This is a genomic window from Pseudomonas germanica (genome assembly GCF_019614655.1).
Classification (GTDB): Bacteria; Pseudomonadota; Gammaproteobacteria; order Pseudomonadales; family Pseudomonadaceae; genus Aquipseudomonas; species Aquipseudomonas neuropathica.
In genome coordinates this window covers 3,497,365-3,509,926 of record NZ_CP071586.1, presented here as the reverse complement: position 1 = coordinate 3,509,926, position 12,562 = coordinate 3,497,365, and the positions used below count along the sequence as shown (strand labels likewise).

12 protein-coding genes are annotated in these 12,562 nt (G+C 60.3%); 11 read left to right on the top strand and 1 reads right to left on the bottom strand.

Going from position 1 to position 12,562, the window contains the following annotated elements; translation table 11 throughout:
- The first annotated feature begins 30 nt into the window (after positions 1 to 30).
- Positions 31 to 549, top strand: coding sequence for a GNAT family N-acetyltransferase (locus tag J0G10_RS15660; protein WP_095048906.1), 519 nt, complete (start codon positions 31 to 33; stop codon positions 547 to 549).
- Between the two features lie 2 nt (positions 550 to 551).
- On the opposite strand, the gene J0G10_RS15655 is transcribed toward J0G10_RS15660, so the two are convergent.
- On the bottom strand, positions 552 to 1,517 hold the full coding sequence (locus tag J0G10_RS15655; protein ID WP_220556156.1) for a LysR family transcriptional regulator: 966 nt from the start codon (positions 1,515 to 1,517) through the stop codon (positions 552 to 554).
- 296 nt (positions 1,518 to 1,813) lie between these two features.
- Between J0G10_RS15655 and argH the strand changes: the two genes are divergently transcribed.
- The 10 genes from argH to J0G10_RS15605 all read left to right on the top strand — a co-directional run bounded on the left by argH (position 1,814) and on the right by J0G10_RS15605 (position 12,543).
- Positions 1,814 to 3,241: an argininosuccinate lyase gene (argH, locus tag J0G10_RS15650; protein WP_220556155.1), complete on the top strand. Its 1,428-nt coding sequence runs from the start codon at positions 1,814 to 1,816 to the stop codon at positions 3,239 to 3,241.
- A 151-nt stretch (positions 3,242 to 3,392) separates the two neighbouring features.
- Complete coding sequence (locus tag J0G10_RS15645; RefSeq protein ID WP_095048903.1) at positions 3,393 to 4,271, top strand: amino acid ABC transporter permease; 879 nt, start codon at positions 3,393 to 3,395, stop codon at positions 4,269 to 4,271.
- Positions 4,272 to 4,281: 10 nt separating this feature from the next.
- The gene (locus tag J0G10_RS15640; protein WP_064587499.1) at positions 4,282 to 5,046 is read left to right on the top strand and encodes an amino acid ABC transporter ATP-binding protein; all 765 of its coding nucleotides are present in this window, start codon (positions 4,282 to 4,284) and stop codon (positions 5,044 to 5,046) included.
- Between the two features lie 38 nt (positions 5,047 to 5,084).
- Positions 5,085 to 5,909, top strand: coding sequence for an ABC transporter substrate-binding protein (locus J0G10_RS15635; protein WP_220556154.1), 825 nt, complete (start codon positions 5,085 to 5,087; stop codon positions 5,907 to 5,909).
- A 208-nt stretch (positions 5,910 to 6,117) separates the two neighbouring features.
- Positions 6,118 to 6,963, top strand: coding sequence for a polysaccharide deacetylase family protein (locus J0G10_RS15630; protein ID WP_220556153.1), 846 nt, complete (start codon positions 6,118 to 6,120; stop codon positions 6,961 to 6,963).
- Positions 6,956 to 7,843: a polysaccharide deacetylase family protein gene (locus J0G10_RS15625; RefSeq protein ID WP_220556152.1), complete on the top strand. Its 888-nt coding sequence runs from the start codon at positions 6,956 to 6,958 to the stop codon at positions 7,841 to 7,843. The genes J0G10_RS15630 and J0G10_RS15625 overlap by 8 nt, the downstream gene beginning before the upstream one ends.
- A gap of 163 nt (positions 7,844 to 8,006) precedes the next feature.
- Positions 8,007 to 9,185, top strand: a complete 1,179-nt coding sequence (locus J0G10_RS15620; RefSeq protein WP_220556151.1) for an MFS transporter — start codon at positions 8,007 to 8,009, stop codon at positions 9,183 to 9,185.
- A gap of 157 nt (positions 9,186 to 9,342) precedes the next feature.
- Positions 9,343 to 10,029: an HPP family protein gene (locus tag J0G10_RS15615; RefSeq protein ID WP_220556150.1), complete on the top strand. Its 687-nt coding sequence runs from the start codon at positions 9,343 to 9,345 to the stop codon at positions 10,027 to 10,029.
- 252 nt (positions 10,030 to 10,281) lie between these two features.
- On the top strand, positions 10,282 to 11,388 hold the full coding sequence (locus tag J0G10_RS15610; protein ID WP_220556149.1) for an enoyl-CoA hydratase/isomerase family protein: 1,107 nt from the start codon (positions 10,282 to 10,284) through the stop codon (positions 11,386 to 11,388).
- A 3-nt stretch (positions 11,389 to 11,391) separates the two neighbouring features.
- Positions 11,392 to 12,543 carry an acyl-CoA dehydrogenase family protein gene (locus J0G10_RS15605; RefSeq protein WP_220556148.1) on the top strand — a complete coding sequence of 384 codons (1,152 nt, stop codon included), beginning with the start codon at positions 11,392 to 11,394 and terminating at the stop codon, positions 12,541 to 12,543.
- The last annotated feature ends 19 nt before the right edge of the window (positions 12,544 to 12,562 follow it).

Here is a 12,562-nt window from a genome sequence, read left to right as displayed (position 1 = left end):
TTCAAAATCGTAGACTGTGGCATCTCCTACATGAATATGACCATCCGTCTTGCGCAGCCCGCTGACGCGCCCGCCCTCCCCGCCATCGAACGCTCGGCCGCCGGGCTGTTTCGCCTCGATCCGCAACTGGCCTGGCTGGCCGACGCCGAAGTGGCCGGCGTCGAATTGCATTTACAGGCCATCGAGCAGGCCAGGGTTTGGGTCGCACGATCCCCTGAAGGGCAACTTGCCGGGTTCTTGCGGGCCGTCCCGGTCGATAACCAACTGCATGTAGAGGAGCTGTCCGTCAGCCAGCACTTTCAGGGTCAGGGTATTGGCCGCAAGTTGCTGTCGGCGGTCATCGAGCATGCCTGGGCGCAACAACTTTGCGCCGTGACGCTGACCACCTTCGTTGATGTGCCGTGGAATGCGCCGTTCTATCAGAAGATCGGTTTCCAGCGTTTGAATAGCGAGGAAACAAGCGGGTATTTAGTCGACGCCTTGAACGATGAAATCGCCCACGGTTTACCCGGCCACCGGCGCTGCGCCATGCGCCTGACGTTGCCTTGAAATCAGATCGTGGCTTTCAGATCGACGCCCAATGCCTCTGCGAATGCCTTCACCAACGGACTGCGCACGGTGTTGTGCCGCAGGATCAGATTGAACGGCGTCATGATGTTGATCCGCTCGGGCAGCACCGCACGCATCTGCCCTGCTGCCACCAGCGTTGCCGCGTAATGCCGGGGCAGAAAACCAACGAAACGGCCGGTCTTGATCAGCAAGGCCACGGCTTCGACCTGGGTCGCTGACGCCGAGAAACTGTCATAGCGCGCATAGTTGAGCTTGTCGCGATGGATCGCGTAGCGGTGGTTGATGCACTCGTATTCCTGCAAGACATTGCTGCCCATTTGCGCCTCCGCCATGTCGAACAACGGATGCCCGACCGCGCAGTAGACTTCCGAGCGCTCCTCGTACAGCGGGTAATAATCGAACTCTTCACGGCGTTGATAAACCGGCACTATTCCAGCCACTAAACGCCCCTCTACCACGCCTCTTTCCACTTCATCCAGTTGCGATGCTTGAAGTTGAAACCTGACCTTCGGCGATTGTTCGTTAAGTTGTTTTAGCGCGGCAACTAGCGGTGAGTTTTCATCACTGATCGTATTGTCGATAACGCCCACACCCAGATCACCGATAAGTTCATTCTGCGCAGAACTAAGTCGATCACGAAAGTTGTCCACCGACGCAAACAGATCAATCGACGCCTGATACACCAGGCGACCTTCTTCGGTCAGGTGAAACCCCTCGCGGCCGCGTGTGCACAGACGCATGCCGATGCGGATTTCCAGGTCGGAGATCTGCTTGCTGATGGCCGCAAGGCCCACGTTCAGCTCGTTTTGCGCGGCGCTGAAGCCTCCTGCCTCGACCACCGCCTTGAACACCTTGAGCAGTTTGAAATCCAGTCCGCTGAGGGTCAGCGGTGCTCGGTGGGCCATTTTCGGTGGCGGGTTTCCGGAATTGGAAAGTGGGGTTTCCATAATGCTGATTTACCTCTGGCGCAATGTTCAACAATCTGTGTCCAACAACAAAAACATCGCCGGCTAATAATAATGATCACAGAAAACCAGCCTTGGCAACCGCCAAAAAATCCCGAACATCAGTGCCAACTCACTGATCTCGAAACATTAAAAGCTGACACTTCGATCAGTTCTCGCTCTCTAGCAACTGCCCTCTTGAACACTGCTTTGGCCTGACGCCGTCTGCTGACTTTCCAGCAACGATCACGGCCATGCACAGCGATTTCAGTTCGCGTTACCGACGAGGAAAACAACACATGTCTCAAGCCACCGACCGTCTCTGGGGTGCCCGTTTCAAAAGCGGCCCTTCAGCCGCCCTGGCCGCCCTCTCCCGGTGCCCCGAGCGCTATTTCCGCCTGACGCCGTACGATCTGGCCGGTTCCAAGGCGCATGCCGGCGAACTGCAGCGGGCCGGTCTGCTCAACGAGCAGGAAACCCGCTCCATGCTGGAAGCCCTGGACGGCATCGGTGCCGACTTCCGCGCCGGACGTATTGCGCCAACGCTGGATGACGAAGACGTTCACACCTTTATCGAACGCCTGCTGACCGAACGCCTCGGCGCCCTCGGCGGCAAGCTGCGCGCCGGCCGCTCGCGCAACGACCAGACCGCCAACGACCTGCGCCTGTTTCTGCGCGATCACGTACGCACCCTCGCCGTCGAAGTCCTCGCCTTGCAGCAAGCGCTGGTGACTCAGGCCGAGCAACACGTCGAAAGCATCTGCCCGGGTTTCACTCACTTGCAGCAGGCGCAACCGATCGTATTCGCTCACCACTTGCTGGCCCACGCGCAATCGATGCTGCGGGACGTGCAGCGTCTGGTGGACTGGGACGCGCGCACCTCATTGTCGCCACTCGGCGCAGCGGCCATGGCCGGTTCGGCGATAGCCCGCCAGCCGCAGCAATCGGCCAAGGAAATGGGCTACGCCGGGGTCTGCGAAAACTCCATCGACGCCGTCGCCAGTCGCGATCACGTCGCCGAATTCCTGTTTATCGCCAGCATGCTCGGGATCAACATTTCGCGACTGGCCGAAGAGTTTTGCCTGTGGTCATCACGGCAGTTCCGCTGGGTCGATCTGGACGATGCCTACGCCACTGGCAGCTCGATCATGCCGCAGAAGAAAAACCCGGACATCGCCGAACTGGCGCGGGGCAAGGCCGGACGCTTGATCGGCAATCTCACTGGTTTGCTGTCGACGCTGAAATCCTTGCCGCTGTCGTACAACCGCGACCTCAGCGAAGACAAGCACGGCGTGCTCGACAGCGTCGACACGTTGCTGCTGGTGCTGCCAGCCATGGCCGGGATGGTCGCGACCATGACCGTCAACGTCGAAGAATTGCGCCGCCAAGCCCCGCTGGGTTTCACCCTCGCCACCGAGGTTGCCGACTGGCTGGCAGTGCGCGGCGTGCCGTTCAAGGAAGCCCACGAAATCACCGGGGCGCTGGTGCAGGCCTGTGAAAAACACGGCATCGAATTGTGGGAGGCCTCGCCGGCGCTGCTGGCCGAGATCGATCCACGCCTGACCGCCGATGTGCGCGACAGCCTGACGCTGGAAGCCGCCATTGCGGCCCGTAATGGTTGGGGTGGTACTGCGCCGCAACAGGTGCGCGAACAGATCGGCCGCTTGAAAACCACCCTCGCCGCGCAACAGCAGTGGACCGAAAACTACCAGGGCTTCCGCCTCTGAAGCCGCCAACGCAAAACCCTGTGGGAGCGAGCCTGCTCGCGAAAGCGATGGGTCAGCCAACTGCGATTTTGAAGGTGCTGTCGCCTTCGCGAGCAGGCTCGCTCCTACAGTGGAATGTGTTGGATTTGAAAGAACAGTTGGGAGAAACACCATGAGCCAGACCCAGGCAGAACGACTCCAGTCGGAGCGCAAACTGGCGGAAAACCAGTTCGATATCACCCAGTACCAGCACGTGCCTCGGCGCTATTACGGGCGGATTTTCTTCGCTACCGTGATTGTCATCGCGATTATCGGCCTGGTGCGCGCTTTCGCCGAAGGCAAGATCGAATGGTCGTACATCGGCCAGTTCCTCACCTCTGAAGCGATCATGTGGGGCCTGTTCAACACCATCATCATGGCGGTGCTGGCCATGGCGCTGGGCATCGTTTTCGGGGTGATCACGGCGATCATGCGCATGTCGGCCAACCCGATCCTGCGCTACGTGGCGGTGACCTACACCTGGTTGTTTCGCGGTACGCCGCTGATTCTGCAACTGCTGTTGTGGTTCAACCTGGCGTTGATTTTCCCCACCATCGGCATTCCGGGCGTGTTCGAACTCGACACCGTCAGCCTGATGACGCCGTTCGTGGCCGCGCTGCTCGGTTTGAGCATCAATCAGGGCGCCTACACCGCTGAAGTGGTGCGCGCCGGCCTGCTGTCGGTGGACACCGGCCAGTACGAAGCCGCCAAGTCGATCGGCATGCCGCGCCTGCAAGCGCTGCGCCGGATCATCCTGCCGCAGGCCATGCGCATCATCATTCCACCGGTCGGCAACGAGTTTATCGGCATGGTCAAAATGACCTCGCTGGCCAGCGTGATCCAGTACTCGGAACTGCTCTACAACGCACAAAACATCTACTACGCCAACGCCCGCGTGATGGAGCTACTGATCGTCGCCGGTATCTGGTACCTGGCCACCGTCACCGTGCTGTCCTTCGGTCAAAGCCGTCTGGAGCGTCGTTTCGCTCGCGGCGCCGGCAAGCGTTCTTGAGGAGTCGAACATGAGAAGCATCGTCAAGGCCGTCAGCCTGAACAAGTATTACGACCAGTACCACGCGCTCAAGGACATCAACATCGAGGTCGAGCAAGGCGAAGTGCTTTGCATCATCGGCCCGTCCGGCTCGGGCAAGAGCACCCTGCTGCGCTGCGTCAATCAGTTGGAAAAGATCGACAAGGGCGGCCTCTGGGTTGACGGCGAACTGGTCGGCTACCGCGTGGTCGGCAACAAACTGCACGAACTCAACGAGTCGCAGATCGCCCGGCAACGCCTGGCCACCGGCATGGTGTTCCAGCGTTTCAACCTGTTCCCGCACATGACTGTGCTGCAAAACATCATCGAAGGCCCGTGCCAGGTGCTCAAGCGTTCGCCGAAAGAGGCGCACGAAGAAGCCCTGGAACTGCTGGCCCGCGTCGGCCTCGCCGACAAACGCGACAGCTATCCGATCGAATTGTCGGGCGGTCAGCAGCAACGTGTGGCGATCGCACGAGCGTTGGCCATGCGTCCGAAGCTGATGCTGTTCGATGAACCCACTTCGGCACTCGACCCGGAACTGGTCGGTGAGGTGCTGTCGGTGATGCGAGATCTCGCGCAGACCGGCATGACCATGATCGTCGTCACCCATGAACTGGGCTTCGCCCGCGAGGTTTCCAATCGCATGGTGTTCATGGACGGCGGGCAGATCGTGGAGGCTGGAAGCCCCGAAGAAATACTAATAAGTCCGCAAAACCCGCGCACCCAAAGCTTCATTTCTGCCGTTCGAACCTAAGCACCGATTGGTGTCACAACACGCATAAGAGAACGACCATGAAGAATTTCGTAATCCCCGCTGTACTCGCGTCCGTCATGTCTTGCGGTTTCGCCGTGGCCGCCGATTTGCCGGCCAGCATCAAGGAAAAAGGCGAGATCGTCGTCGCGATCATGCCCAACTATCCACCGATGGATTTCAAGGACCCGGCGACCAACACCCTCACCGGCCTGGACTACGACCTGGGCAATGCCCTCGCCGAACGTCTGGGGGTGAAGATCAAATGGCAGGAAACCGGCTTCGAGCAAATGATCAACGCGCTGACCACCGACCGCGTCGACATGGTGCTGTCGGGCATGACCGACACCGCCGAGCGTCAGGCCAGCGTGACCTTCGTCGACTACTTCACCAGCGGCCCGCAGTTCTACACCTTGCAGAAGAACGCCGCGACCAACGAGATCATCGACCTGTGCGGCAAGAAAGTCGGCACCAGCCGCCGCACCACGTTCCCGGCGGAAATCGCCGCGTGGAGCAAGGCCAACTGCGAAGCGGCCGGCAAACCGGCGATCAACGTGATCGGCACCGAAGGCTCGGCCGACGCTCGTGCGCAACTGCGCCAGAGTCGCATCGACGCGGCGATGCAGGGCAGCGAGACGTTGTCGTACCTGAAGACTCAGGAAAAGGACATGTACAATACCGTCGGCCAGCCGATCTCCGTGCAGTTCACTGGCCTTGGTGTGAGCAAGAAAAAGCCTGAGCTGAGTGAAGCGGTGAAGGTTGCCCTGCAGAGCATGGTCGATGACGGCAGCTATGGCGCGATCCTGAAGAAGTGGGAGCTGGAACTGGGCGCGATCAAGGAAGTGACCATCAACGCTGGCAAGTAACCTTCGAGATCGATCCCCCCCTCACCCCAACCCTCTCCCCCAAGGGGGCGAGGGGGAAAGGGAGCTGATCTTCAAGTGTTCGAAACCTGAGCTCGGCGCGGTCTTTCAGGTCGATGTCGCGCTAAAGAGCACCTCGGTCGGCGCCCTCTCCCTCCGGGAGAGGGCTGGGGTGAGGTTTTCTATTGATCAACACCGGAGAGCCACAACCATGTCTTCGTGCCAACCCACTTGGCCCGCCCCACACAAAGCCTGCCTCGCCTTGGCCTTCGACCTTGACGGCCCGACTGGCGACGCCATGCTCAATGGCTCGATCTGGCACAAACCCGAGTACTTCGGTTTCGGCGGCTACGGCCCTTACCGCGCCCTGCCTCGCCTGCTCGATCTGCTCGACGCGTTCAAGTTGCCAACCACGTTTTTCGTCCCGGCATGGGTCGTGGAAAACTGGCCGAAGCAATGTCAGGCCATCGTCGAGCGCGGCCATGAAGTCGCTTATCACGGCTACAAACACGAATCTTTCTACGCCCTGACGCTGGAGCAACAGCAAACCGTCATGGCCAAGTCCAGGGACGTGTTCTGGCAACACCTGCACATCCGCGCCGAGGGTTTCCGTACCCCGTCCGGCGACTGGCGCGCCGAAACCCCGGCGATGCTTGCGGACAACGGCGTCATTTACTCCAGCAGCATGCGCGGCGACGATCGCCCGTATCTGGTCAACGTCCCCGGCCACAGCACGCCGCTGGTGGAAATCCCCGGTCGCTGGGAGATGGACGATTACGCCTCCCTCGCCTACACCCGCGCGCCGAACTTTCCGTCCGGCCTTGATCGCACCGCCAGTTATGCGTTGACCCTCGACAACTGGCAGCGCGAATACGACGGCGCGATGAATGAAGGCCTGTGCCTGACCACCCTGTTCCACCCGAAAATCACCGGCAAACCGGGACGCATCCTGTTGCTGGAAAAACTCTTCGAACACATGCGCCAGCGAGATGACGTGTGGTTCGCCACCTGCCGCGATGTCGCCCGTTGGTGGCTGAAGGAGCATCACCATGGTTGATTCCAGGATCTGGCCCGCTGGCAAGCGCTGCGCAGTTGTGCTGACCGTCGATTACAACGACATCCACGGCATTCTCACCCAGGCGCCGGAAGTGGCAGGTCGCGACAAGACCCTGTCGGTCTGGCGATATGGCAGCCAGCGTGGCGTCACGCGTTTGCTCGACCTATTCGCGGAACTGGGCGTGCGCAGCAGCTGGTTCGTGCCCGGTATCGTCGCCGAAGAAAATCCGCAGCACATCGCTGCGATTCGCGCCGGCGGGCATGAGATCGCTTGCGCCGGCTACCACCATCAGGATTACGACGGGCTTGATCTGGCGGCGCAAAGTGCCGACGTCGGCAAGGGATGTGCGGCACTTGAAGCCCTGACCGGTCAACGCCCGAGCGGGTTTCGCCTCCCTGCCGGCAACGGCGCGCCGGGTTTTATGGCCGCGTTGAAAGATCATGGCATCGTCTGGTCCTCTTCGTGGCGCGGCGATGATCTGCCATTCGCCCATCCCACTGCGCCTGAGGTGATCGAACTGCCGTTGCACTATGAACTGGAAGACGAACCGTACTTCGCCTTCAATCTCAGCCCCGCCGTGCCACCGGCGCAATCGCGGATCGCCTCTTACAGTCACACCTTGGGCAACCTGCAAATGGACTTCGCCGGATTTCATCGCTTCGGCCTGTGTTATGTGCTGCGCCTGCACCCGGAAATCATCGCCACACCCGGACGCATCAGCGTGCTGCGCGAATTGCTGCAAGGCATTCAACAACATGACGATGTGTGGATCGCCACCGGTGCCGAGGTTGCGCAATGGTGGGCAGAAACCGCAGCACCGGTCGGCGCGGATCACCCGGCAGCGGTTTATGAGCAGCACTATCGGGACTATCTGTCATGACCGAACGCATTTGGCTGATCTGGCGCCTTCGCGAGCAGGCTCGCTCCCACAAGGGTTCTTCATTGTTCAGACATTCCCTGTGGGAGCGAGCCTGCTCGCGAAGGGCACGACGCGGTCTGTAGTCGAACACAAAAACAACTGAAACAAGGACATTCGATTCCCCGTGGCCACTTACTCGCTCGTCATCCGCCGTCTGATGATTGTCTCGCTGACCATTGTTGTCAGCCGCGCCATCACCAGCCCGCTGCTGACGCTGTTTCTGAGCACCAAACTCGGTCTCAACCAGCAGGATGTAGGGCTGCTGCTGGGCATTGCGGTGTTTATCGCCACCCTGCTTGCGCTGTATGGCGGCTACATCATCGATCGCCTGGAAAAACGCCGGCTGCTGATTGTCGCCATGCTCTCCAGTGCCATCGGTTTCGTCCTGCTGACGTTCGCCCAGGATCTGTACCTGACCACCGCGACTCTGGTGATTACCGAAACCGCGTCGGCACTGTTCCTCATCGGCTCGAAGGCGATCCTCAGCGAAAACCTGCCGATGAGCCAACGGGCCAAGGCGTTTTCCCTGCGCTATACACTGACCAACATCGGCTACGCCACCGGGCCGATGCTCGGTGTAGTGATCGCCGGGCATTACCCGATCGCACCGTTCCTGATCGCCGCCGCCATCGCCTTCGGCAGTATCTTCCTGATGATCGGCATCCCCAAAGACACCAGCCCGATTGCCGTGGTCAGTCAGCCGCCAAGCTTTCTGAAAACCCTCGTCACCCTGAAAAACGATCGCACCCTGATCATGTTCACCTGCGGTTGCCTGCTCAGCACGGTGGTGCACGGGCGCTTCACCCTATATCTGTCGCAATACCTGCTGGTGGTCAGCGACTCCAAGCGCGCCTTGCAAGTCATGGCCGCCCTGCTCGCCTGTAACGCGATCACGGTGATCCTGCTGCAATACCAGATCGGCCGCTTCCTCAGCCGCGAGAAACTGCGCTACTGGATCGCCGCCGGCACCGGCCTGTTCATTCTCGGTCTTATCGGCTTCAGCCTGGCTGACAGCTTGCTGAGCTGGTGCATCGCCATGTTCATCTTCACCTTGGGCGAAATGATCATTTACCCGTCGGAGTTCCTCTTTGTCGACACCCTCGCTCCGGAAGAACTGCGCGGCAGCTACTACGGCGCGCAGAATCTGGCGGCGCTGGGCGGTGCACTGAGCCCGGTGATCTGCGGGTTCCTGCTGATGCACACACCGGCACCGACGATGTTCTATGCCTTGAGCGCACTCACCGCGATGGGCGGCACCCTGTGCTTTCTTAGCGGACGTCGCGTGGATTCAATTCAACATTAATGCACTAAATCTTCATTAATATGAATTTGTCAGCATCGAGTTTGCCCGGCACACTGTGCGCGTTCCTCCCCCAATGTTGGAACACTTCGAGGGCTTTCCGGATATGCCGGACAAGTCCTTTTTTTTGCCTCGAATTTGCTGCAAGGATTGGATTCACATGCTCGCTCGCTGGTTGCCCGCCGCCATCAATACCCGCCCGACCGAATGGAGCCGCGCCGCCATCGGCATGGCGGCGGGCACATTGTTCAGTGTGTGGCTGTGCGCGCAGGTGTTCGGCCATGAAGTGGCCTACCACCTGATCGGCCCGCTGGGCGCGTCGGCGGTGTTGCTGTTCGCCGTGTCCTCCGGCGCCCTCGCCCAGCCGTGGTCGATTCTCGGCGGCTATTTATGTGCTGGCGTGGTCGCGTTGCTGGTGGCGCATGTGCTTGGCCGAACCCTTGGCAGCGCCTGTCTGGCGGCGGGTGTGGCGCTGATCCTGATGTGCTGGCTGCGCTGCCTGCATCCGCCCGCTGGCGCGTTGGCGCTGACGCTGGTGCTGGCCGATCCGGCGACAATCGCCATGGACTGGAAAGCCATGGAACCGGTGATGCTCGGCGCCGCGTGCATGCTGCTCAGTGCGCTCGCCTACAACAACCTGACCCGCATCCGCTACCCGAAACGCCCGGCAGAACCGGCGCCGGTGCTTGGGCCGGTCGACAGTCAGGCGATCACCGCCGAAGACCTGAAACTTGCCTTGGCCGAGATGGAAGCGTTTATCGACGTCACCCCTGAAGATCTCGAGCAACTGATTCACTCCAGCGAACTGCACGCCAAGCGCCGCAGCATTACCGAAACATTCCGCTGACCCCGTGTAGGAGCTGCCGAAGGCTCGGGCCGCGATCGGACGATCTTTTGATCTTGTGTTTTAAAGGTCAACAGATCGCAGCCCGAGCCTTCGGCAGCTCCTACATAGGAACCCGGTGATTTCGGGTGATGTAAAAACGCAAACTCCCCCTGCGAATATCCCGGTTGTACAGGGCAAATTTGCACTGTTACGATCCGGTAACGCTCGCGCGCGAGCTTCTCGAATAAAGACAATAAAAGCAGGGAGTTACTGATGACAGCTCAGGCTTCATCCCCGCGGACCCCGTCCTTGGATGCCACGCAAAACGAAGTGCTGGCCGAGGTTCGCAATCATATCGGTCACCTGACCCTCAACCGCCCCGCCGGTCTCAATGCCATTACCCTCGACATGGTGCGCTTGCTGCAACAGCAGCTCGATGCGTGGGCGACTGACGCCGATGTTCACGCCGTGGTCCTGCGCGGTGCCGGTGAAAAAGCCTTCTGTGCCGGTGGCGACATTCGTTCCCTGTACGACAGTTTCAAAAGCGGCGATACGCTGCACGAAGATTTCTTCGTCGAGGAATACGCCCTCGACCTGACGATTCATCACTACCGCAAACCGGTATTGGCGCTGATGGACGGTTTCGTCCTCGGCGGCGGCATGGGCCTGGTGCAAGGCGCCGATCTGCGCGTGGTCACCGAGAAGAGCCGTCTGGCCATGCCAGAAGTGGCCATCGGTTATTTCCCCGATGTCGGTGGCAGTTATTTCCTGCCGCGCATTCCCGGTGAGCTGGGCATCTATCTGGGGGTCAGCGGCGTGCAGATCCGTGCCGCCGACGCGCTGTATTGCGGCTTGGCCGACTGGTATCTGGACAGCAGCAAACTGGCGCTGCTCGACGAAAGACTCGATCAGATGGAATGGCAGGACACGCCGCTCAAGGCCCTGCAAAACCTGCTCGCCAAACACGCCGTGCAAACCTTGCCCGATGCGCCACTTGAGGCTTTGCGACCGGCCATCGACCATTTCTTCGCCCTGCCGGACGTACCGAGCATGGTCGAGCAGTTACGCGCAGTGACGGTTGCCAACAGCCACGAATGGGCGACCACAACGGCTGACCTGCTGGAAACCCGCTCACCGCTGGCCATGGCGGTGACGTTGGAGATGCTGCGTCGCGGCCGCCACTTGAGTCTGGAACAGTGCTTCGCGCTGGAGCTGTATCTGGATCGCCAGTGGTTCGCCCGCGGCGACCTGATCGAAGGCGTCCGCGCCCTGCTGATCGATAAAGACAAGACACCTCGCTGGAACCCGCCGACCCTTGCTGCGCTGGACGCAGAGCATGTCGCGAGTTTCTTCCACGGTTTTGCTGAGAGCGGGAGCTGAGCCATGCACGATCTCGAACTGACTGAAGAACAAGTGATGATCCGCGACATGGCCCGGGACTTTGCCCGTGGCGAAATCGCGCCCCATGCGCAGGCCTGGGAAAAGGCTGGCTGGATCGATGACGCGCTCGTCGCGAAGATGGGCGAACTCGGTTTACTCGGCATGGTGGTACCCGAGGAATGGGGCGGCACCTACGTCGATTACGTCGCCTATGCCTTGGCCGTGGAAGAGATCTCTGCCGGTGATGGCGCAACCGGCGCCTTTATGAGTATCCATAACTCGGTCGGCTGCGGTCCGGTGCTCAATTACGGCAGCGAAGCGCAAAAACAGACCTGGCTGGCGGATCTGGCCAGTGGGCAAACCATCGGCTGCTTCTGCCTGACCGAACCGCAGGCCGGTTCCGAGGCGCACAACCTGCGCACCCGCGCCGAGCTGCATGACGGCCAGTGGGTGATCAACGGCGCCAAGCAATTTGTCAGCAACGGCAAACGGGCGAAACTGGCGATCGTCTTTGCCGTGACCGATCCGGATCTGGGCAAGAAAGGCATTTCGGCGTTTCTGGTGCCGACCGATACCCCGGGCTTCATCGTCGATCGCACCGAACACAAGATGGGCATCCGCGCCTCCGACACCTGCGCGGTGACGCTGAACGACTGCAGCATTCCCGAGGCCAATCTGCTCGGTGAACGCGGTAAAGGCCTGGCGATCGCCCTGTCCAACCTTGAAGGAGGACGCATCGGCATCGCCGCGCAAGCATTGGGCATCGCCCGTGCCGCGTTTGAAGCGGCGCTGGTGTATTCGCGCGATCGCATCCAGTTCGGCAAACCGATCAACGAGCACCAGAGCATCGCCAATCTGTTGGCCGACATGCACATGCAAATCAACGCGGCGCGCCTGATGATCCTGCATGCGGCGCGACTGCGCACGGCGGGCAAACCGTGTTTGTCGGAGGCGTCACAGGCCAAACTGTTTGCGTCGGAAATGGCCGAGAAGGTCTGTTCGTCAGCGATTCAGATTCATGGCGGGTATGGGTATCTGGAGGATTATCCGGTCGAGAAGTATTACCGCGATGCGCGGATTACCCAGATCTATGAAGGGTCGAGCGAGATTCAGCGGATGGTGATTGCGCGGGAGTTGAAGAACTATCAGTTGTGATGGTGTTGGCCCCTTCCCT